At 67.2% G+C, this 22011-nt stretch carries 21 protein-coding genes; 8 read left to right on the top strand and 13 right to left on the bottom strand.

Translation table 11 applies throughout. The features are described from left to right. Positions 1-137: 137 nt before the first annotated feature. From A5780_RS13590 to pknB, 4 genes are all read left to right on the top strand, one after another. Positions 138-1622 (top strand): FtsW/RodA/SpoVE family cell cycle protein, encoded by a 1485-nt coding sequence (locus A5780_RS13590; RefSeq protein WP_036525362.1) that lies wholly within the window; start codon positions 138-140, stop codon positions 1620-1622. Continuing rightward, entirely contained in the window at positions 1619-3085 is a 1467-nt protein-coding gene (locus A5780_RS13585; RefSeq protein WP_063015289.1) for a penicillin-binding protein 2, read from the top strand. Before A5780_RS13590 ends, A5780_RS13585 begins: the two co-directional genes overlap by 4 nt. Before the next feature lie 82 nt (positions 3086-3167). Further along, entirely contained in the window at positions 3168-4673 is a 1506-nt protein-coding gene (locus A5780_RS13580) for a protein kinase (RefSeq protein ID WP_063015288.1), read from the top strand. After that, positions 4670-6571 carry a Stk1 family PASTA domain-containing Ser/Thr kinase gene (pknB, locus tag A5780_RS13575; protein WP_063015287.1) on the top strand — a complete coding sequence of 634 codons (1902 nt, stop codon included), beginning with the start codon at positions 4670-4672 and terminating at the stop codon, positions 6569-6571. Before A5780_RS13580 ends, pknB begins: the two co-directional genes overlap by 4 nt. 13 nt (positions 6572-6584) lie before the next feature. Here the strand turns inward: pknB and A5780_RS13570 are convergent, their stop codons facing one another. From A5780_RS13570 to A5780_RS13560, 3 genes are all read right to left on the bottom strand, one after another. Continuing rightward, positions 6585-7091: a deaminase gene (locus A5780_RS13570; protein WP_227462911.1), complete on the bottom strand. Its 507-nt coding sequence runs from the start codon at positions 7089-7091 to the stop codon at positions 6585-6587. Then, positions 7088-7801, bottom strand: coding sequence for a dihydrofolate reductase family protein (locus tag A5780_RS13565; RefSeq protein WP_063015286.1), 714 nt, complete (start codon positions 7799-7801; stop codon positions 7088-7090). Before A5780_RS13565 ends, A5780_RS13570 begins: the two co-directional genes overlap by 4 nt. Before the next feature lie 92 nt (positions 7802-7893). After that, a complete protein-coding gene (locus A5780_RS13560; RefSeq protein WP_063015285.1) occupies positions 7894-8532 on the bottom strand; it encodes an aminodeoxychorismate/anthranilate synthase component II in 639 nt (212 codons plus the stop codon). Positions 8533-8614: 82 nt separating this feature from the next. On the opposite strand from A5780_RS13560, the gene crgA reads away from it, so the two are divergent. Both crgA and A5780_RS13550 read left to right on the top strand, forming a co-directional pair. Continuing rightward, complete coding sequence (crgA, locus tag A5780_RS13555; protein WP_030516702.1) at positions 8615-8878, top strand: cell division protein CrgA; 264 nt, start codon at positions 8615-8617, stop codon at positions 8876-8878. Positions 8879-9027: 149 nt separating this feature from the next. Further along, positions 9028-9546, top strand: coding sequence for a PH domain-containing protein (locus tag A5780_RS13550; RefSeq protein WP_082976460.1), 519 nt, complete (start codon positions 9028-9030; stop codon positions 9544-9546). Between the two features lie 39 nt (positions 9547-9585). Here A5780_RS13550 and A5780_RS13545 read toward each other — a convergent pair whose 3' ends face one another. The 7 genes from A5780_RS13545 to A5780_RS13515 form a co-directional block, all read right to left on the bottom strand. Continuing rightward, positions 9586-10455, bottom strand: coding sequence for a rhomboid family intramembrane serine protease (locus A5780_RS13545; protein ID WP_082857089.1), 870 nt, complete (start codon positions 10453-10455; stop codon positions 9586-9588). 14 nt (positions 10456-10469) lie between these two features. Further along, complete coding sequence (locus A5780_RS13540; protein ID WP_062965673.1) at positions 10470-10997, bottom strand: peptidylprolyl isomerase; 528 nt, start codon at positions 10995-10997, stop codon at positions 10470-10472. A 45-nt stretch (positions 10998-11042) separates the two neighbouring features. Next, complete coding sequence (locus tag A5780_RS13535) at positions 11043-11258, bottom strand: hypothetical protein (RefSeq protein ID WP_063015283.1); 216 nt, start codon at positions 11256-11258, stop codon at positions 11043-11045. Positions 11259-11311: 53 nt separating this feature from the next. Next, a complete protein-coding gene (locus tag A5780_RS13530) occupies positions 11312-12154 on the bottom strand; it encodes an ABC transporter permease (protein WP_081879640.1) in 843 nt (280 codons plus the stop codon). Then, positions 12151-13155, bottom strand: coding sequence for an ATP-binding cassette domain-containing protein (locus A5780_RS13525; RefSeq protein WP_064908591.1), 1005 nt, complete (start codon positions 13153-13155; stop codon positions 12151-12153). The genes A5780_RS13530 and A5780_RS13525 overlap by 4 nt, the downstream gene beginning before the upstream one ends. A gap of 714 nt (positions 13156-13869) precedes the next feature. Then, entirely contained in the window at positions 13870-14877 is a 1008-nt protein-coding gene (locus tag A5780_RS13520; protein WP_063015281.1) for an adenylate/guanylate cyclase domain-containing protein, read from the bottom strand. An 86-nt stretch (positions 14878-14963) separates the two neighbouring features. Beyond that, positions 14964-15377 carry a hypothetical protein gene (locus A5780_RS13515; protein ID WP_030516695.1) on the bottom strand — a complete coding sequence of 138 codons (414 nt, stop codon included), beginning with the start codon at positions 15375-15377 and terminating at the stop codon, positions 14964-14966. A gap of 206 nt (positions 15378-15583) precedes the next feature. Between A5780_RS13515 and A5780_RS13510 the strand changes: the two genes are divergently transcribed. Beyond that, entirely contained in the window at positions 15584-15814 is a 231-nt protein-coding gene (locus A5780_RS13510; RefSeq protein ID WP_030516694.1) for a hypothetical protein, read from the top strand. A gap of 49 nt (positions 15815-15863) precedes the next feature. Here the strand turns inward: A5780_RS13510 and A5780_RS13505 are convergent, their stop codons facing one another. After that, positions 15864-16976, bottom strand: coding sequence for an AI-2E family transporter (locus A5780_RS13505; protein ID WP_063015279.1), 1113 nt, complete (start codon positions 16974-16976; stop codon positions 15864-15866). Positions 16977-17292: 316 nt separating this feature from the next. Between A5780_RS13505 and A5780_RS13500 the strand changes: the two genes are divergently transcribed. Then, positions 17293-19854, top strand: coding sequence for a LuxR C-terminal-related transcriptional regulator (locus tag A5780_RS13500; RefSeq protein ID WP_064908590.1), 2562 nt, complete (start codon positions 17293-17295; stop codon positions 19852-19854). Here A5780_RS13500 and A5780_RS13495 read toward each other — a convergent pair. Both A5780_RS13495 and A5780_RS13490 read right to left on the bottom strand, forming a co-directional pair. Then, the gene (locus tag A5780_RS13495; RefSeq protein WP_197521742.1) at positions 19788-20213 is read right to left on the bottom strand and encodes a hypothetical protein; all 426 of its coding nucleotides are present in this window, start codon (positions 20211-20213) and stop codon (positions 19788-19790) included. The two genes, A5780_RS13500 and A5780_RS13495, sit on opposite strands and share 67 nt — an antisense overlap. A gap of 182 nt (positions 20214-20395) precedes the next feature. Next, complete coding sequence (locus A5780_RS13490) at positions 20396-21952, bottom strand: FAD-dependent monooxygenase (RefSeq protein ID WP_156769486.1); 1557 nt, start codon at positions 21950-21952, stop codon at positions 20396-20398. Between the last annotated feature and the right edge of the window lie 59 nt (positions 21953-22011).

Below are 22011 nucleotides of genomic sequence, written 5' to 3'. Positions count from 1 at the left end.
CGCCGAACGCCCCGGCAGACATGTCGGGGCGTTCGGCATTTCCGGCGATATTCCCTCTCGGCGATTTCTCGTAAAGCACCCACCACCGCGGCGCCGGCCCCTCAGACTCCGGGGGAGAACTGCAGGAAGGCGGACTGATGTCCGCACCGGCACCGCCGTCCGCTGGAGCGTTCCCCAGTCCACCGGGCGGGTTCGCTCCCGCGCCGCCACCCTCGACCCGCCGCAACGTCGAACTGTTGCTGCTGGGTTTCGCGGTGGTCATCACCACGGTTGCGCTGGTGCTGGTGGAGGCCAGTCAGGATCAGGAAATCACCTGGGATCTGGCCAAATTGGGTTTCGCCTATCTGGCGCTGTTCGGTGTCGCCCATCTGGCGGTGCGGCGGTTCGCCCCGTTCGCCGATCCGCTGCTGTTGCCGATCGCGGCGCTGCTCAACGGACTCGGGCTGGTGTTGATCCATCGCCTGGATCTCGCCGACGAGCAGACCGCGATCCACAATTCGTGGTCGATCCCCTCCCCCGACGCCAATCAACAGGTGCTGTGGACAGCGCTGGGGATCACCCTGTTCATCGCGGTGCTGGTGCTGCTGCGCGACTACCGCACCCTGGCCCGCTACGGCTATACGCTCGGTCTGCTCGGCCTGGTGGCGCTGATGATCCCGGCGCTGCTGCCCGGGAGGTTCTCCGAAACCAACGGCGCCAAGATCTGGATCCGGTTACCGGGTTTCAGTGTGCAGCCGGGTGAGTTCGCGAAGATCCTGCTGATCATCTTCTTCGCCTCGGTACTGGTCGCCAAGCGCGATCTGTTCACCGCGGCCGGACGCCACGTCCTGGGAATGGAGTTGCCGCGACCGCGCGACCTCGGCCCGATTCTGCTGGTGTGGGCGGCCTGCCTGGTCGTGTTGTTCTTCGAGAAGGACCTCGGCACCTCGCTGCTGATCTTCGCGACCGTGCTGGCCATGCTCTACATCGCGACCGAACGGGTGGGCTGGCTGATCGTCGGCGCCGGACTGCTCGCGCTCGGATTCTTCCTCGCCTACAACGCCTTCGGCCACGTGCGGGTGCGGGTGTCGACGTGGTTGCACCCGTTCGACGACTACAACAACACCGGTTACCAGATCTCGCAATCGCTGTTCGGGCTCGCGACCGGCGGCCTGGCCGGAACCGGACTCGGCAGCGGACGGCCCTCGCAGGTGCCGTTCGCCAAGACCGACTTCATCGTCGCCACCATCGGTGAGGAGCTGGGCCTGATCGGGCTCACCGCGATGCTGATGCTGTTCGCCGTCTTCGTGGTGCGCGGCCTGCGCACGGCACTGGCGGTCCGCGACAGTTTCGGCAAGCTGCTCGCCGCCGGATTGGCGTTCACGATCGCCATTCAGGTATTCGTGGTGGTGGGTGGCGTCACCAAACTGATTCCCCTGACCGGACTCACCACCCCCTTCGTGTCCTACGGCGGCTCCTCGCTGCTCGCGAACTACGCCCTGCTGGCGTTGCTGGTCAAGATCTCCGACGCCGCTCGTGCGCCGGCGCCGGCTCGCCGCCGGGAAGCCGCGCCGATCGCCGAAGCGCAGACCGAGATGATCCGCGCCGAGACGCCCCGACCCGAGAAGGGAGAGCCGGCATGAACACCCCGCTCCGCCGGGTCGCGATGGCCGTCATGGTGATGATCGTCGCGCTGCTGGTCAACGCGACCTACGTCCAGGTGATCAAGGCCGACAGCCTGCGCAACGACCCGCGCAACTCCCGGGTTCTGCTCGACGAGTACAGCCGCCAGCGCGGTCAGATCTCGGCGGGCGGCACGGTGCTGGCCAGTTCGGTGGCCACCGACGACCGCTACAAGTATCTGCGCACCTATCCCACCGACCCCTCCGCCTACGCCCCGGTGACCGGCTTCTATTCGATGCAGTACGGCAGCACCGGTCTGGAGCGTTCCGAGGATTCCGTGCTCAACGGGTCCGACAGCGCGCTGTTCGGCCGCCGCCTGATCGATATGATCTCCGGACGCGATCCGCGCGGCGGCAATGTGGTGACCACCATCAATCCGATGATGCAGAAGGTCGCCTACGACCAGCTCACCAGCAAGGGTTACACCGGTTCGGTGGTGGCCATCGAACCGAGTACCGGCCGCATCCTGACCATGGTGTCGACACCGAGCTACGACCCGAACCAGCTGTCCACGCACGACGGCGCGCGTGCCACCCAGGCCTGGGAATCGCTGAGCGCGGACCCCGGTCAGCCGATGTTGAATCGTGCGGTGTCGCAGACATATCCGCCCGGCTCGACGTTCAAGGTCGTCGTCGCCGCGGCCGCGCTGTCGATGGGGATCAAGCCGGAGGACGCGTTCACCGCGGCGCCGAACATCACCCTGCCCGGTACGAACACCACGCTGGAGAACTACAACGGCACCCCGTGTGGCGGCGGTGCGACCGCGACCATGCACGACGCGTTCCGGCTCTCGTGCAACACCGCCTTCGCCGAGATCGGCATGAAGGTGGGTGCGGCCAAACTCAAGGACGAGGCCGCGGCCTTCGGCATCGGCCCGCATTCGGGCATTCCGATTCCGGTGGCCGACAGCACGGTCGGGCCGATTCCGGACAACGCGGCGCTCGCGCAGACCAGCATCGGACAACGAGACGTGGCTCTCACCCCGCTCGACGATGCGGTGATCGCGGCTACCGTAGCCAATGGCGGTGTGCGGATGGAACCGCATCTGGTCGACCGGACCCAGGGTCCCGACCTGCGCGATCTGTCCACCACCAAACCGGTGTCGGTCGGGCAGGCGATCAGCGCCCCGGTGGCCAGCCAGCTGACCGGGCTGATGATCGATTCGGAGAAGTCCACGGCCGGGGGCACCCAGCCGCGGCCGTACCAGATCGCTTCCAAGACGGGCACCGCCGAACACGGCAGCGACCCGCGCAACACCCCGCCGCACGCCTGGTACATAGCGTTCGCGCCGGCCCAGAACCCGAAGATCGCGATCGCTGTCATCGTGGAGAACGGCGGCGACCGTGCCCTGGCGGCGACCGGTGGATCGGTGGCGGCGCCGGTGGCACGGGCGGTGCTGGATGCCGGATTGCAGGGGGGCTGAGAACAATGAGTAAGCGAGGACCAGGACCCCAGGTGGATATGCAACAACGTCGTGATCGGCGAACCTACCGACGGGGGCGGCCATGCTGAACAACGGTGCCCTGATCGCCGATCGGTATCGGCTGCAACGTCTGATCGCCACGGGCGGTATGGGCCAGGTGTGGGAGGCATTGGACACCCGCCTGGACCGCCGGGTCGCGGTGAAGGTCCTCAAGGCCGAATTCTCCGCGGATCCGACGTTCCGGCATCGGTTCAAGACCGAGGCCAAGACCACCGCCCAGCTCAACCACCCCGGCATCGCAGGCGTCTACGACTACGGCGAGACCTACGATCCACAGGGTGGTGAAACCGCCTACCTCGTGATGGAGCTGGTCCAGGGCGAACCGCTGAACGCGGTGCTGAACCGGCTCGGCCGGCTCTCGGTCGGCCAGGGTCTGGACATGCTGGAACAGACCAGCCGCGCCCTCGAGGTCGCCCATGCCGCGGGCGTCGTCCACCGCGACGTGAAGCCCGGCAATATCCTGGTCACCCCCACGGGTCAGGTGAAGATCACCGACTTCGGCATCGCGAAGGCGGTCGACGCCTCACCGGTGACCAAGACCGGCATGGTGATGGGCACCGCCCAGTACATCGCCCCCGAGCAGGCCACCGGCGAGGACGCCACCTCGGCCAGCGATGTGTACTCGCTCGGCGTCGTCGGCTACGAGGCGCTGTCGGGCCATCGGCCGTTCACCGGCGACGGTGCCCTGACGGTGGCGATGAAGCATGTCCGCGAGGCGCCCCCGCCGATGCCGGCCGATCTGCCGCCGAACGTGCGCGAGCTGATCGACATCACGATGACCAAGGATCCGACGCGGCGCTACCACAGCGGCGGCGAATTCGCCGATGCCGTGGCCGCGGTCCGGGCGGGTCGACGCCCACCGCCGCCGCGCGGAGGTGCGGTGCCGCAGACCGGTGCGACTCGCGTACTCCCGCCCGGTCCGACCGCGGTGATCCCGCGCAACGACTACGACGGCGCGACCGTCCGCTACCCGACCGCCGAACCGGCCCGGGTGGGCGCGGCGGCGGGTTCGACGGCCATGATGCCGGGTCCCGGCGGCCCGGACGAGGACGGCGAGAAGTCGGGATTCACCACCGGTCAGAAGGTGATGGCCGGGCTCGGCGCCGGCGCGGTGCTGCTCGGCGGCCTGGCCGCGTGGGTGCTGCTCAGCGGTAAGGCGCCGGATTCGACGGTGTCGCCGGTGAAGTCGACCACCTCCGTCGTCGCGCCCCCGCCGCCGACCACGGTGTGGACGACGACCGAGGAGCCGACGACCACCACCCAACCGGCCCCGCCGCCGGTGGTGACGACGACTCCCGAGCCGACCACGACGACGACACCCCCGCCGACCACGACCACCACGGCACCGCCGACGACCACCACCACCCGGGAGCGGCCGACCCGCACCACACGCCCCACAACACGCCCGTCCTACCCCTCGCTCGACCTACCATTGCCGGGGGCCGGCGATTCACTGCCGGGGGTCGGCGGTACGCACGAAGCCGACAGCAGCAGATACCCCGAAACCTCCTCACAAGGAATGCCATGACGACCCCGAAGAATCTGTCTTCTCGCTACGAACTGGGCGAGATCATCGGATTCGGCGGTATGTCGGAGGTGCACAAGGCTCGTGACCTGCGGCTGGGTCGCGACGTGGCGATCAAGGTGCTGCGCGCCGACCTCGCTCGCGACCCCACGTTCTATCTGCGGTTCAAGCGCGAGGCACAGAATGCAGCGGCGTTGAACCATCCGGCGATCGTCGCGGTGTACGACACCGGCGAGGCCGAGGTGGACGGCGGCCCGCTGCCCTACATCGTGATGGAGTACGTCGACGGCGAGACGCTGCGCGATATCGTGCGCGGCAAGGGTCCGCTGCCGCCGCGGCGGGCGATGGAGATCATCGCCGATGTCTGTGCCGCACTGGATTTCAGCCACAAGAACGGCATCGTGCATCGCGACATGAAGCCGGCCAACATCATGATCAACCGCCAGGGTGCGGTGAAGGTGATGGACTTCGGCATCGCGCGCGCCATCGCGGACAGTTCGAATCCGATGACCCAGACCGCCGCGGTGATCGGCACCGCGCAGTATCTGTCCCCGGAACAAGCCCGCGGCGAGCAGGTCGACGCCCGGTCCGATGTGTACTCCGTCGGCTGTGTGCTGTACGAAATCCTCACGGGGCAGCCACCTTTCACCGGCGACTCGCCGGTCGCCGTCGCCTACCAGCATGTCCGCGAGGATCCGAAGCTGCCGTCGCTGGTTCATCCCGGCGTACCGCGCGAACTCGATTCGGTCATCCTCAAGGCGATGAGCAAGAATCCGGCCAACCGGTATCAGTCCGCGGCCGAGATGCGCGCCGATCTGATCCGGGTGCTGGGCGGCCAGAAGCCGCAGGCCCCGATGGTGATGACCGAGGAGGACCGCACCACCTTCCTCGGCAGTATGGATCCCGAACCGCGTAGTTACCGCACGGTCGAACGCAACGACGGCGACGACGAACCGGAACCCGAATCCGAGGGGTCCAGACGCAAGTTGTGGATCGGCATCGGCGCGGCCGCGGTGGTCGCGGTGCTGGTCGCGCTGTTCTGGGTGTTGATCGGGCCGGGCAGCCGGCCCGATCAGGTCGCGATCCCCGATCTGGCCAACAGACCCGCCCAGGAAGCCCAGAGCGATCTGGAGAAGCTGGGCTTCGACGTCGCCATCCAGCAGAAACCGGACGGCAAGGTCGCCAGCGGCAATGTGGTCGCGACGCAGCCGCTCGGCGGCGCTCGGGTGGACAAGGGGTCCACGGTGACCCTGCAGATTTCGACCGGACCGCAGCAGGTACCGGTGCCACAGCTGACGAAACTCACTCAGCAGCAGGCCGAGCAGAATTTGAACGCGGCCGGGCTACTGCTGGATCCGCAGATCCAGCGGGGCGCCTCCAGTCCGGAGGACAAGGACAAGGTGATCGCCGAATCCCCCGCCGCCGGCACCAGGATCGATGCCGGTTCCAAGGTGACGATCACCCTCGGCAAGGGTCCGGACCAGGTTCGCGTGCCCGATGTGGTGGGGCAGTCGATCGATGTGGCAGAACCGAACCTGGCCGACAGCGCTGGGTTCAAGGTCGTGATCCAGAAGGTCAGCTCGTCGCGGCCCGCCGGTGAGGTGCTGTCCACCGATCCGGCCGGCGGCTCCATGGCCGACAAGGGTTCGACCATCACGGTCCAGGTGTCCAGCGACCAGATCACCATGCCGTCGCTGACCGGCCTCACCCCGTCGCAAGCCGTGGACAAACTGCGCTCGGTGGGCTGGACCGGCGGTGTGGGCCAGATCAGCCAGAGCACGCAGGGCACATTCGACGCGAGCAATGTCGGCCGGGTGATCGATCAGCAGCCCCGACCGGGTTCGTCGGTGGCGCGCAACGCGACCATCACGATCGTCACGGGAGTGCTGGGACCGCCCTGATCCGGGCCGGTAATCACAACGCGAGGTGGCGATTCATCGACATGGCTTCTTCGGCCAGGTCGGGAAGTTCGACCACCTCGACGCCGTGTTCGCGCAGGTTCTCCACGCCGACGCAGTTCTCCACGAAGGTGCGCGGTTCCCGCCACGCGATGACGACGCGCGGAATTCCGGCAGCCAGGATGCGGTCGGCACACGGGACGCGGCCGACCGAGGCCCGGGTGGAACACGGCTCGAGCGTGCTGTAGATGGTGGCCTGGGCGAGCCGGGGGTCGGCGCCGAGTTTGTTCAGCGCCGATTCCTCGGCGTGCACCTTCGCGTCGGTCTCGCGGGAGTAGCCGTGCGCGAGTTCCACGCCGTCCGGGCCGACGATCACCGCGCCGACCGAGAAAGCGGTCGCACTCGGCGGGCACAGCCGGGCCAGGCCGATCGCGTGATGCATCCAGAATCGGTGCGCCCCCGGCCGGCCGGGGACACGGCTGGCCGACTCGACCGACTCCCACGCATCGGATTCGGTTGTCACTGTGAGTGTTCCATCGTCGGCGAACTCCCATCGGACGGTGTCTGCTTCGGCAGATAACGCAGCACTGCGATATCGCCGAGACGAGTGATATCCACCAAAGCCATTCTGCGCCGAGAACCGCCGGGAAAGTCGGCAGGATGCAGAAATTTCGGGGCCCCGCTGTCCCCGACCAGCACCGGGGCGACCGCCATCAGCAGTTCGTCGGCCAGATCCGCCGCGAGAAACGCGGTGTGGATGCGGCCGCCGCCCTCGACCATCAGGCGGCCGATCCCGCGCTCGCCCAGATCGTCGAGCAGCGCGCCGAAATCGACGGAGTTGCCGAGGGCGACGACCTCGGCGCGGCCTGCGAGCCGATCGCCCAGCCGCGCGCGCCCGGCCGTGGTCGTATAGACCAGTCGCTCCCCATCCTGTTTCCACAGCCGCTGTCCGGGATCGAGTTCACCGCTCGCGGTGACGATGACGCGCACCGGGAATTCGGATTTTCCCGCCGCGATGCGAGCCTCGCGCCGCCGCTCACTGCTCAGCGACAGCCGGGGATCGTCGCGCCGCAGGGTCTCGGCGCCGATCAGAATGGCGTCGGCCTCGGCACGCACCTGGTCGACGCGATCGAAATCCTCGGCATTGGACAGCAGCAGTCGTTGCGGGCCGGCGTCGTCGATATATCCGTCGACACTCGTGGCCACCGACAGCACGACATAGGGCCGAGCCATCAGCGCCGCCGGGTCACGACGACCGCACCGGGCTTATGCATGCGCAAACTCCTTGTCACGGTAAGGCTTTCGCGTGCGGCGCTACGAGCCCGTCAGACCAGCGCGGCGACCTCGGCTTCGAGCGTCTCGACCAGGCCCTCGGCCGGCCGCTCGCCGCACACCTCGAGCCAGTTCGCCAGCATCCGGTGCCCGCCCTGGGTCAGCACCGATTCGGGATGGAATTGCACACCGTGAATCGGCAGGTCGCGATGCCGCATGGCCATCACGATGCCGCTCTCGGTCCGCCCGATCACCTCGATATCACCGGGCAAGGTGTCCTCGAGCACGGTCAGCGAGTGATAGCGGGTGGCGGTGAACGGGTCGGGCAGCCCGGCCAGCACCCCGGAACCGATGTGGAAGACCGAACTCGTCTTGCCGTGCAGCAGCTCGGGGGCACGAGTCACGGTCGCGCCGAACGCCTCTCCGATCGCCTGATGTCCCAGGCACACCCCGAGCAGCGGAGTCCGGTTCCGGGCGCACGCGCGGACCAGTTCGATGCTCGCGCCGGCGCGGTCCGGTGTGCCCGGGCCCGGGCTGATCAACAGGCCGTCGAAATCGGCGGCCGCGGCATCGGTGTCCTGCAGCCGGGAGTCGTCGTTGCGCCAGACGGTCGCCTCGGCACCCAGCTGGCCCAGATATTGGACCAGGTTGAATACGAAGCTGTCGTAATTGTCGACGACCAGAACACGCATGGTTCGAGAGTACGTGGCGCCACCGCCGATACGCAGCTGAGATAGCCTTTAGGCAGACCTGCACGCCGAATACGAGGACGTCATGCCCAAGTCGAAGGTCCGCAAGAAGACCGACTACACGATCAACCCGACCAGCCGCACCCCGGTGAAGGTGAAGGGCGGTCCGTCGCCGGTCTGGTATGTAGCGATCATGCTCGGCTTCATGCTGGCCGGCCTGGCATGGTTGCTGGTCTACTACCTGGGCGCCGACCACATCCAGTGGATGAGCGATCTGAACGCCTGGAACTTCCTCATCGGCTTCGGACTGATGGTGATCGGCCTGATCATGACGATGCGGTGGCGTTGATCGCGCTGTCGCACGGGTGGCGTTGATCGCGCTGTCGCACGGGTGGCGTTGATCGCGCTGTCGCACGGGCGTTGACCCTTATTACACGCGTGTGATTCATGCACACCTGTGGATGACTCTGTGGACAACTCGAGGAGCAATTGGGGACCGTGAGCACACCACCCGAACACCCCGAGTCCGACCGCCCGGGATCCAGCCCGGAATTCGGCAGTTCCGAGTCGGCGCCCCGGCTCGAGTGGTCCACCCCCGCGCCCGCCTTGGCCGCGGTCACCCTCGGCGGAGTGGCGCTGGCCGTGGCCGCCGCGTTCGCCTCCGACGCACCGAGTCGGCTGTTGATCGGATTGGGTGCGGCACTGCTGCTGTGCATGGCCGGACTGGGCTTCCGTCAACGCCCGCGCCTGACCGTCGTGCCCGGGAAACCGGCCCACCTGGTGGTTCGTGGCCTGTTCGGCCCGGTCAGCTACGGACCCGAGCAGATTCTGCGGGCACGGGTCGTCGGTTTCCGGCGGCTGGGCCGGAGCATCCCCAATCTGGAACTCGATGTCGACCACAGGGGTGAGGAACGGCTGGTGATCTTCGGCCGCTGGGACCTCGGTACCCATCCTCAGGACGTCCTGGACGTGCTGACCGTGCACGGTCTCGTTCCCGCTGATCCCCGCACCAGCTGACAACCGGGCGGGCCGCAGTCGAATCGGGCGGCCACCGAATCAGGCGAGAACCGCCGCACCCGCACCGATCAGTGCGAGCGCCAGGGCGGCGAGTCCGGCTACCGCACCCCATCCGATCCATCGGATCGAATCGCGCGTGCGCGCCCGCAGCCATTCCGGCAGGAACAGGATTCCGGCGGCGGCGAGCGTGCCCGCCACCAATCCACCGAGGTGGCCCCACAGCGAGATGCCGGGCAGGGACACGCTGATGAGCAGGTTGATCGCGATCAACACCAGCATCTGCACCGGACTCTGCCGCAGCCGCAGCAGAATCACGGTCATCGCGCCGAACAGACCGTAGATGGCGCCGGAGGCACCGGCCGTGGCGGAATCGGTCGCCAGCCACATGACCGCCGCGGATCCACCGAGCAGCGACACCAGATAGATCGCGAGGAAGCGCGAACGTCCCAGCACGAGTTCGGTATCGCGGCCGAGAATGTAGAGCGCGAACATGTTGACCACGAGATGCAGCGGCCCGTAGTGCAGGAATCCGGAACCGAGGACCCGAATCCACTGCCCCTGGGCAACCCACTGCGGTGCGAGCACCCAGTCGAAGAACAGCCGCGACAGATGATTGTCGGTGACACTGTGCGCTTGACTCGCGGTGACGGCGAAGACCGCGACGTTGATCGCGATCAGCGCATAGGTGACATACGGCGTGCGGCGAGCGGTGGCGAACGGACCGCCGACGGTCGGCTGTACCGGCCGAATATCGGTGCGGCCCTGCGCGACACACTCCGCACAATGCTGTCCGACGGCGGCCGGTTGCAGACATTGGGGGCACGCCGGCCGCCCGCACCGCGTGCATGCCAGTCCGGTGGTGCGATCGGGATGGCGGTAGCAGGTCGGTACGGGCGGTTGCGGATTCACGAAACTCCGATGGGTCAGCTCAGGGTGATGCTCGAGATGACGACCGGCTCCTTCGGCCGGTCGTTGCGGTCGGTCGCGGTGGTCGCGATGGCGTCGACGACCTTGCGCGAATCGGCGTCCACCACTTCGCCGAAGATGGTGTGGCGACGGTTCAGGTGCGGCTGCGGACCGACGGTGATGAAGAACTGCGAACCGTTGGTGCCGGGTCCGGCGTTGGCCATGGCCAGCAGGTAGCCACGATCGAAGCGCAGTTCGGGGTGGAATTCGTCGGCGAATTCGTATCCCGGCCCACCACGGCCGGTACCCGTCGGGTCACCGCCCTGAATCATGAAACCATCGATCACCCGGTGGAATACGCTGCCGTCGTAGAACGGTCCGGAGGTGCCGCCGCCGGCGTTCTTCGTCGTGTAGGCCGCGCTGCCGTCGGCCAGGCCGACGAAGTTGCGCACCGTCTTCGGGGCGTGGTTACCGAAGAGCGAGATCTTGATGTCGCCGAGGTTGGTGTGCAGGACGGCCACGGCGGTCTGATTCGGTGAGGTCACGCCGAATATCGTGCCATGTCGGCTGTCCGTACTCGCGGGGCGCGCCTAGCCGGTGTGCGCCGCGTCGTCGGTGGAGGCCGCCGTCTCGGGCGCGGTCGCTCCGCCCGCATATCCCAGCCGCGGCGGTTCGGCGGCCGGCTCCGGAAGCTGCGGGCGACGCGAGGCGGCCACCCATGCGGCACCGCCCGCGGCGGCGGCAACGCCCGCCGCGATGAGCCGATTACGCAACCGACCGGATTTCCGGGAACTCCCCAACTGCATGGCACCATGCTGTCACAGGCACGGGCCGCCCGCAGTAGCGCCAGGTGAGAGGCTCACCGGCTGACGGACCGCTTGAACTGACGCAGCGCCAGCGGCACGAAGATCGCCAGGATCGCCACCACCCAGATCAATGTCGTCGCCACCGGATGCTGCAGCGACCACACATCCGGCGTCGGATTCGTCGGACTCGTGTTGCCGAACAGATCGCGCGTCGCCTGCGTCACCGCCGATACCGGATTCCATTCCGCGACGACGCGCAGCGGCGTCGGCAGCACCTCGCTGGGCACGAAGGTGTTGGCGATGAAGGTCAGCGGGAAGATCACCATGAAACTGGCGTTGTTGAACACTTCCGGAGCCCGCACCAGCAAACCGACCACGGCCATGATCCAGGAAATCGCGTAGGCGAACAGCAACAGCAAGGCATAGGCGAGCACGGCCTCGAGGAAGGATCCGTGGATGCGCCAGCCGACGAGCAGACCGGTCACCGACATCACGACCAGGCTCACCACGTTGATGGCGACATCGGCCACGGTGCGCCCGACCAGCACCGCCGACGGTGCCATCGGCAGTGAGCGGAACCGGTCGATGATTCCGCGCTGCATATCCTCGGCCAGGCTGGTACCGGTGAACGTGGCGCCGAAGACCGAGGTCTGGGCGAAGATGCCGGCGATCAGGAATTCGCGGTACGACGTGCCCTGCACGCTGATCGCCGAGCCGAAGATGTAGGCGAACAACAGGACGAACATGATCGGCGACAGCGTCGAGAAGATCAGCACGTCGGGCACTCGTTTGATCTTGATGACATTGCGCTTGGCAATGGTCAGGCTGTCCCCGGCCACGGTGGCCGCGCGTTCGGCCAGGGTCGGTCTGCGGGTGTCGGCCGCGGCGGTGATCATCTGCTCTGTCCTTCCGTGGCTTGTTCGAGGGTCTGCGTGGCATCGGCCGGGTCGATGGAGTCGGCGGCCTCGTGCCCGGTCAGGGTGAGGAAGACGTCGTCGAGCGAGGGCCGTCGCAGGCCCACATCCTGGATGCGCACCCGGTGCGCGGACAGCCGCTCGATGGTGTCGACCAGGGCCTGCGAGCCGTCGTCGACGGGAATGGTGAGCCGCCGCAACCCCGGTTCGACGTGGATATCGCCGACCGCCAGCCCGGCCAGTGCCTGCTGGGCGACGGCGAGCGCGTCGACATGCTCGACCGTCAACTCGATCCGATCGCCCCCGACCGTAGCTTTCAACTCGTCGGCGGTGCCGCGCGCGATGACCGAGCCGTGATCGATCACCACGATGGTGTCGGCCAGCCGGTCCGCCTCTTCCATGTACTGCGTGGTCAGCAGGAGGCTGGTACCACCGGCGACGAGTTCCTCGATCACATCCCACAGGTCCATCCGGGCCCGTGGATCGAGCCCGGTGGTCGGCTCGTCGAGGAACAGCACCGGCGGATTCGCCACCAGAGCTCCGGCCAGGTCCAGCCGGCGCCGCATGCCGCCGGAGTAGCCCTTCACCGGCCGATCGGCCGCCTCACTGAGCCGGAAGCGCTCGAGCAGTTCCCGGGCACGCTGTTTACTGCGCTGAATGCCCAGGTGGTACAGCCTCCCCACCATCTCCAAATTCTCGAAGCCGGTGAGATATTCATCCACGGCCGCGTACTGACCGGAGGCACCGATGTGGGCGCGTAACCGCTGCGGTTCGCGCAGCACATCGATACCGGCGACCGTGGCGCGGCCGGCATCAGGGGTGAGCAGTGTGGTGAGCACCCGGACCGTCGTGGTTTTCCCGGATCCGTTGGGGCCGAGCAGGGCGGTCACCGTCCCCTCGGGAACCGCTAGGTCGAGCCCGTCGAGTGCGACGAGCCGTCCGTACTTCTTGACCAAACCCTCGGCGATGATGGCGTCGGGCATGCTTTTCCCCTGCCGTTCGATGTGGATGTGAGGTTCGCTACTTGCCGTGCAGTATTGCCCACACCACCGACAAGTTCATCCGAATAAACCCATATCGGACATCGACCGAGCGACGAACCCCGACCGGGCAGAGGGCGGAGGTGGTCGCATCCCGGGGATCCGGCGGTGCTCGGGGGTGCCGGCGGGATGCGACCGACTCGATACTCCCGCGGCCGGCCCCGAAGGTCGCGAGTAGCGGGCTACTCGAGTGCGGCCCGCACGGCTACCTGCCGTGGCGCTCACGGGGCCCCGAGGGTGTGAAAACGCCCACCGTCGTGCGCCGCCACACCCGCACAGCTACCGAATTCGACGCTCGCGAAGGCGCCCCGCCACGCCCGATCGTTTCACGTGGAACAAGTTTATTCCTTTGTGTTACAACGTAATTCACGAATGCCTCCCCGCCGACTATCAACCCTCCGGCAAACCGGACGACGCGCCCCGCAACACGCCAGAGAAAAAAATTCCGAAACTAGCGCCCCTCATGCAGACACAAACGAGAATCGTCGCGTAGGATCAGTCACGTCGGCCCCTCCCCCCCGGGCCGACCCTACGCGGGCCTCGGCTAACTCCCCCCCTTCGCCGAGGCCCGCTTCCAATTCCGGGACTTTTCCGGTCGGCGTCTGCGCCGCCTCCACCCTTGTGCGACAGCGTTTTCGGATCCGACGACAGAGGCGGTCAGCTACCGTTCCGCCGCAGCACGTGCGAACCCAAACGGTTGATTCCGCGCACCCGCACAGTGCGCAGATGCCGCAACGAGAACTCGGGCTCGTCCGCCAATTGTGTTGCCGCGCCGTCGTCCACCAGGACCGTGCCCGGCCGGGCGACTCCGGTCAGCCGCGCCGCGGTATTCACCACCGACCCGTAGAGATCACCGAAACGTTGCAACACTTGGCCGTAAGCCAGCCCGACCCGCAGTTCAGGGGTGGTTCCGGCACTCGTCGTGGCCTCCTGGATCGCCAATGCGATCCGGGCGGCCGCCACCGCCGATTCGGCCGCGAACATCACCTCGTCGCCGACATTCTTGATGGTCCAGCCGCCGTTCGCGGTGATCGCGTTCGTGGTGACGGATTCGAACGACTCCAGCAGATCGTCCAGTTCGTCGGCTTCCAGATGCCGGGTCAGCCGGGTGTAGCCGACCATGTCCGCGAATCCGACGGCCAACTCCCGCAACGTTTCTCCGGTGCCGTCACCGGCCAGCGACCGCGTCAGCGCCGCCGCGAGATGGCGCCGCCACGCGTAGGCCTGCAGTTGCTGCAGCGCCGACACCACCTCGGCGGTCGCCTCCCGGGCGACCTTGTCCTGGTCCACCGCGGGATCGCCCGCCGTGATCGAACGGATCCGGTCGGCGATCTCCTCCGCGACCAGATCGACCTGCCATTCCGCCAGCCGCGCCATCGACTGCCCGAGGGTGCGCGCGGCCGCCTGCTGCCGGCGCACATCGGCGCCGGCCAGCGCGTCGAGACTTCTGAAGTTCCGGACCGCGTTGACATCGCCGTCGGTGAATTCGACCGCGGCGTCGTCCTCATGAGCCGGGAATCCGAGCGAAACCCACAGCCGCCGCGACAGATCGGCCGGTACGCCCGACAGTTCCGCGACCTCGACCCGGTTGTAGCGGCGAGATCCCTCCAGTAGATAGGGCTCGACCACCGACTGAACCAGCTTCGACAGCTCCGGAGAGGCCATAATTCCGACGATACGGATCCCGCCGAGGCCGGGCCGCCGGCTGATTATTTGTCACAGCCGGTTGTCACAGCCCGGCGAAGCGGGGATCAGACGCGGTCCGGGCCGGGCTGCCAGGTGGCGACCGCCCAGATGACCACGACATTCAACGCGATCACCAGGATCGACCATGCCGGGTAGTAGGGCAGCCACAGGAAGTTCGCGAGGATGGACAACGCCGCCAACGTGATTGCCACGATCCGGCCCCACGTGGTGCCGGCCATCAGACCGAGGGCGGCGATGACCAGCAGGATCCCCAGCACGATGTGGATCCATCCCCAGGTCGTGGTGTCGAATTGGTAGACGTAGTCGATGCCCACGACGAAGAGGTTGTCGTTGGCGACCGCCGAAATTCCTTCCAGGATCGAGAGCACACCGACGGTGATCAGCAGGATCGCCGCGCCGATCGATGTTCCGGCGGCGATGCCCTGACGTACGGGATGCTCCTGCGGGGTTGTGGTCATGGCAGAACTCCTTCCCAGCCGAGAGGTCTTCCCCTGAATGTGCCCAGCGCGGTGCGCAATGGCTTCACCCGTGACGGGTGAGTGTCGGACGCCGTCGCCCCGCGGGACCGGTTCGCGGCCGGATCTCGAGCTCATCCCGGGCGGATGAGGCGACTACCAGCGGTTGTGCCCGAGCCTGGAGACGCGCATGCACCCCGGCCGAGGAGGTGAGTTGGTCGTTGTCGATCCGCTATCAGTTCGTCATCGATGGTGAATTGTCCGAACGGGCGCTGGCCGCATTTCCGGAATTGAGCCGCAGCGATCATTCGTCGGCTGGGACGACCACACTGTTCGGCACCCTCTCCGACACCACGGCCATGCGTGGCGTGCTGGCACGCATCGATTCGCTCGGGCTGACACTGCTGGGGATGGCGCAACTGCCCGACTCCGCCGGCTGAACTCGTCGGCTTGGGTCGTCGGCTGGGCCCCAGGTGGGGTCGCCGCCGCCTACGGTTCCTCGTCCGGATCGGGCGCCCGGTCCTGGATCAGCACGTTGACCCACCGCGTGGTCGGATCGATATCGAGCAGCAGCGCCTTCATCAGCAGCGTCAGCGGAATCGCCAGCAGCGCACCGAGCGCGCCCAGGACCCACGACCAGAAAACCAACGACAGGAACGTCACGGTCACGCTGAGGCCGACGGCATCACCCACGAATTTGGGCTGGATGATCGACTGAATCACGAAATTGATCACCGAATAGACGACGATCACCCACAGCATCAGCATCGGGCCGCTGTCGAGCAGCGCCAGCAGCGCCGGCGGAATCAGGCCGATGACGAAGCCGATATTCGGAATGTAGTTGGTGATGAAGGAGAGCAGCGCCCACAGCACCGGAAGCGGCACGCCCATCAACCACAGGGCACCGCCGTCGAAGACGGCGACGATCAAGCCGAAGACCGTGGAAACCACCAGATATTTCCGGGTGCCGATGGCGAATACACCCAGCGCATAAGCGATTTCGGGCCGTGCCTTGGCCACCACCGCCAATTTTCGATCGATCATCATGCCGTCGATCGCCATGAACAGCAGCAGTGCCAGAACGAAAAACAGATTCGAGAAGATTCCGAGCGCGTTGCTCAGTGCGACCGACAGCAGATCGACGACCTTGCCCACATCCAGACCGTTGAGGGCGTTGTGGATCTGCTCGGTGTCCACCCCGAAATCGGCGAGGGTACTCCGCACACCGTTGAGCATGTCGTCGAGTTTGTCGGAGTATTTCGGTAGTTCGGACGCCAATTGCGCGACCGAGAGCACCAGCGCCCCGATCAGTACGAGCAGAATCAGAACGACCAGGAAAAGGGCCGCCACCATCCCGATCCACGGCCGCCAGCCGCGCCGTTGCACCCAGGTCTGCACCGGCTGAACGGCCATGGTCAGCATCAGCGCCAGGAAGGTGGGACCGAGCACGCCTGCGAACGCCTTCATACCCATGACGGCCACCACGGCCCCGGCGACCGAAAGCATCACGATCAGACCGCGCGGTAGCGACCATGTCGCTCCGGACGCGGGCGGCGGAGCTTTTCGCTCGGCCCGCGCGGGCCGATCTCGTCGCAATTGCATCGGAATTACCTCGCCGCCGCAGACCGGTGTGTCGATTCTCCGACCGACACTACGGCTCCGACCGGCCCGTTACGTCCTGCGCCACGGCCGAATTCGACGGCCCGAGACCGATTCGAAATCATGATGGGACGCACATTTTGACCGAATTCAGCAAATGATTAGTGTACGTTTCAGTTTGGAGAAAGCAGGCTTCACCGACACTGCCTTCGGCGAAGGCACAGCTCCGGGAGGCGCTTTGAACGCTTCGCCCAGAACAACGCGATCGCTAGCCGATAGCTCGAACGTTGCCGCCATTCGCAGTGGCCTCCAACTCGGCGTGCCGGAACTCTCCTTCGTACCGCTGTCGCTTCCCGCTGCCCACGCCCGCATCGACGAGGCGGCGGCGACCGGCGCCGGCCAGACCGTATTGATCTGCGCCCCCGCGGGAACCGGCAAGACCGTCCTGGCCGCCGACTGGGTGGCGCGACTGACACCCCGGCATTCCGCCTGCCGGGTGGGCTGGCTGACCTTCACCGGCCGCCGCGGTGAGTCGGCCGATCTGTGGCGTGCGATCGCCGGAGTGCTCGACCTACCCGTCGGATCACCCGACCGGGACCCCACCGGCCCCCTCGCCGAACCGGCGACGCTGGTGGACCGGTTGACCGACCGAGCCGAACCGACCGTTCTGGTCCTCGACGACGCCCACCTGCTGACCGACCCGTTGGCTCTCGCGGGATTGGAATACGTCGTCGAAAACGCACCGCCCACATTGACAACCATCGTCACCGGCCGGTTCGATCCGCCGCTGCGATGGCACGGCCTCGAGCTGAGTGGCCGGCTCACCCGGCTGACGGCGCGCGAACTCGCGCTCGACGACGAACACACCGCGGCCCTGCTCGATCAGCACGACCTCCACCTGAACGCGGCCGATATCGCCGGCATTCAGCGACTGACCTGCGGCTGGGCCGCGTTGGTACGAATAGCCGCGATCTATCTGGCCGCGAATCCGCAGGACCGGCCCACCGCCTTGGCGGCATTGGCCCGCGCACCGCATGCCATCAGCGACTTCCTCGTCGGCGAGCTGCTGGGGGCGTTGCCGGACGATGCGCTGCATTTCCTGCTCGCCACGGCGGTGCCCGAGGAGTTCAGTGTCGCGCTGGCCACGGAGCTGGTCGGCGAATCCGCCCCGGCCACGCTGGAATATCTGCTGCGCAACAATCTGCCGATCACCTGCGTCGCCCGCGACGGCGAACTGTGGCACAGCTACCACCCCATGCTGCGCGCCTATCTGCTCGCCGAAGCCGCACGCTCACTTCCGGACCGGCTGCAGCGCATTCACCGCAGCTGTTCGAAGTGGTTCATCGATGCCCGGATGCCGTCCGCCGCACTGCATCACGTCCTCGCCGTGCCGGGACATCCACAGCTGTCGCGGTTCATCCGCGAACACGGCCCGAGGTTGGTGTTCGGCGGGGACGGGCCGTCCTTCTTCGCCCGATTGGACGACGTCGGCGAACTCGCCGACGATCAATTCGTCCAACTGCTGCGCATCGCCGAGGCCGTGGGCCGCGGAGACGTGGCGGCCTGCACGGCCTACCTGGATCGCCTCGAAGCAGAGCCCTGTTCGGCGTCCGCACTGGTGCCCGCGTCCTGGCTGACCGCGCTGCGCTGCGCCGTGGCCGCCGATGTCGCGGTGCTGACGGGCACCGAACCCGCCGCTCCCGATCCGGCGACGCCCACTCCGACCGGGCATGCCGAACTGGACTGCTACATCATCCTGCAGCTGGCCAACGCGCACCTGCACCGCGGCGATGTCGCGCGCGCGGAATCCGGGCTCTGGCAGGCGCTCGCGCTGGCCGAACATGCCGGACTGGGTCGCTTCGTCGTGCCGGCGGCAACGCGACTGGCGTTGTGCGGTGGTATCGGCGGCCATCTCACGGTGATGTGCAAGCGGGCCGAACATGCCGTGGAGCTCGCCGAGAAATACGGAATGCGAACACATTCCGCGATGACGCACGCACAGGCGATGATCGCGTACGCCCGCTATCTGCAGGGCGATCCGATCGATGTGCACGGCCAGCTACCGCCCGCCACGACGAGCGGCCTGTCTCCCGCGCCGGCCGCTGACCGTCAGGCGCAGGCGATTCTGCGGCTGATCGAATTCGATTCCGCCACAGATCGTTTCCTGGCTGCCGATACGCTGCGGATTCAGCTGCTCGACATGCTCGCCGAACCGACACCGGCGCGCTCCTCTGGCAATCTGGTCCTGCATACGGTCCTCGCCCTGCTGCGGATCCAATCCCGCGTCGGCGCACAGACTCTGGTCGAGCGAGCGGTCGCGGTACTGGGCCATACGCCCGAGGTCGTGCTGGCGCAGGCATGCCTGTCGGAGTATGCGCAGACCTCGTCGACGACACTCGAGCTGCTCCAGCCACTGCTGCGCCGGACCGACGGACTGCCCCCGCTCACCTCCGTCACGGCATGGCTCCTGTATGCCTCCGCGTCCGCCCATCTGGACCGCCCGGTCAAGGCCTACGAGGCGGTGGCGCAGGCGCTGACTCACGCTGCCGACGACCGGATCGTGCGCCCGTTCCTGGAGGTGCCGGGAACCGTTGCGTTACTGGACGGTTCGGTCGGCCGCTTCGGTCACCACGACCGGCTGGTCGATCTGATCCGGTCGCACCCGTCGGCTCGCGGCGCGGCCCACAATCCAGGATTGACCGAAACCGAGATGTCGGTGTTGCGCCAGTTGCCGTCCGGGATGACGACGCTCAATATCGCCGAGGGCATGGGCGTTTCGATCAACACCGTCAAAACACACCTGCGCGGGATCTATCACAAGCTGGGCAGCGGTTCCCGGGCCGAGGCCATCGCGCGGGCGCGCGAGCTCGGTTTGATCTGATCGGAATCTCCGGATTCGCCGAGGAATTCGCCGATCGCGGGCCAGGTCGAGCCGGCCGCGTCGGGACCCACCATCAGGCCCAGATGTCCGCCGGTCACCTCCGCGAATCGCACGTCGGCGGCACCGGTGAGCAGCTCGACTCCGCGGCGGGTGGACCGGGCGGGCACGAGCATATCGGTGCGGCTGCCGATCAGCAGGACCCGGCAGGTCAGTTTCGACAGATCCACGACGAGATCCGAGCGCAGTCGAATCACGCCGTCCGCCAGCTCGTTTCGCAACACCAGACTGCGATAGATCTGCCACAGCGAACGGCCGAGATAACCGGGCATCGGCGCCATGAAGCGGTCGACCGCTTCCATCCGGGCCAGCGCTTCGGTATCGGCGGCATGCCGCGCGATGAACAGCGGACGTCCCGCAGCACGCGCCGGACCACACCGGCACCTCGACGAACAATAGCTCTGCGATCGTAGGCAAGCAGCACATCTGCCCGCTACGCGCAGTCACATATAACACGCCCGAACGAGCCGACGAGAAATCCCGCTCACCGGCCGAACCAGCGAGTCAGCGCGGTCGTCAAACCTTCGGTGCCGTCGGTGGCGGCCCAGGCGACGTAGCCGTCCGGACGGACGAGCACGCCGGCCGCATCGCGGGAGCCGGGCACGTCCGAGGCGTCCAACGGCTTCGTCGTGACGATCCGGATCCGGTCCTGCCACGGCGCCGCCGCGGCGCGCAGCTGCGCGGAGTCGGCGAAATCGAACAGCACACCCTGACCGGTGGCGAAGTGCTCCGCCACGCGGGTCCCGTCGGACAGATCGCGATCGGGAGCGATGGTGCCGATCAGCTCGTGGTCGCCGCCCAGATGATAGCGGTGCAGCACACCGGAAATCCGCTTGAACACGGCGGTCGCGCCGTCGCCGGTGGACAGTAGCTCCGACATCACCGCCCGCAGCGCCTTGCTGCGGCGGTCCAGTCGCATGAGCGCGACCTGCGCCCGGGTCCATTCCAGCACCCAGGCGCCGATCGGATACCGCTCGGCGGTGTAGGTGTCCAGGAGCCGCTCGTCCATCCGCCCGTCGACAACCGCGGCGAGCTTCCAGCCCAGGCAGACCGCATCGCCGATTCCGAGATTCAGGCCCTGTCCGCCGAACGGCGAATGCACATGCGCCGCATCACCGGCGAGCAGCACACGGCCCTTGCGGTAGTCCGGCACCTGACGGGTGTTGTCGGTGAACCGGGTGGCGGAATGCACCGCCGAGACCCGCACGGGCGCCCCGGAAACGCGACGCAGGCTCGCCTCCAGCTCGGCGGCCGTGATCGGCGCGTCGCGATCGATCGGCGGTCCGTCGAGTTCCACGGTCAGGAAGCGGCCGGGAGTCGGCCCGTAGACGTAGATGCCGTGCTCGGTGTCGTGCCAACCGAGTTGCAGCCCTTCGGTTTCCGACATCTCGACCACCGCCTGCCGTCCGGTGATCTCCGGCCCGATGCCCGGGAAGTCGAAGCCGGCGAGTGTGCGGACGGTACTGCGTCCACCGTCGCAACCCACCAACCACGAGGCACGTATCTCCTCGCCGCCACAGCTCCCGGCACCACCACCCTGGGCGGCCCGGCAGCGCACGGTCACGCCGTCGCCGTGGTCGGTCAGATCGGTCACTTCTACGCCCCGGCGCACCACGACGCCGAGTTCCGCGGCGCGCGCACCGAGAATCTCCTCGATGCCCTGCTGGCTCACCAGGACGGCCCGGCCCGCTGGCCCCACCCCCGCGAACGCCGGGTCTTCGGCGTCGATCAGGTCGAACGACAACATGATTCCGGCGAAATGTCCCGCGATCGGCGGCCGGTTCGCGGCCACCCTCCGGACGTCGAACGCGTTCATCCGCTCGATCGCCGCCTGCTGATGCGCCAGCAACTCGGGCAACAGTCCGCGCCGATCGAAGGCCTGAGCCGTCGGCACATTGATCGCTCCGGCCTTGATGGTCCGATCGATCTCCGTCAGCCGCTCCACGACCAGCACCTCGACCTCGGCCAGCCGCAGTTCACAGGCCAGCATCAGTCCGACCGGGCCCGCCCCGGCGACCACCACATCGAATGTCTCGCTCATGACATCGACCCTGCCGCCAACCGCTTGCAGCGTCCTTGCACCGCGGATGCGCGAACCGC

Origin of the sequence: Nocardia sp. 852002-20019_SCH5090214 (assembly GCF_001665865.1) — a bacterium.
In the GTDB taxonomy this organism is placed as follows: Bacteria; Actinomycetota; Actinomycetes; order Mycobacteriales; family Mycobacteriaceae; genus Nocardia; species Nocardia nova.
Note: the sequence above shows the minus strand (reverse complement) of the source record. Positions and strands in the feature narration are given on the sequence as shown.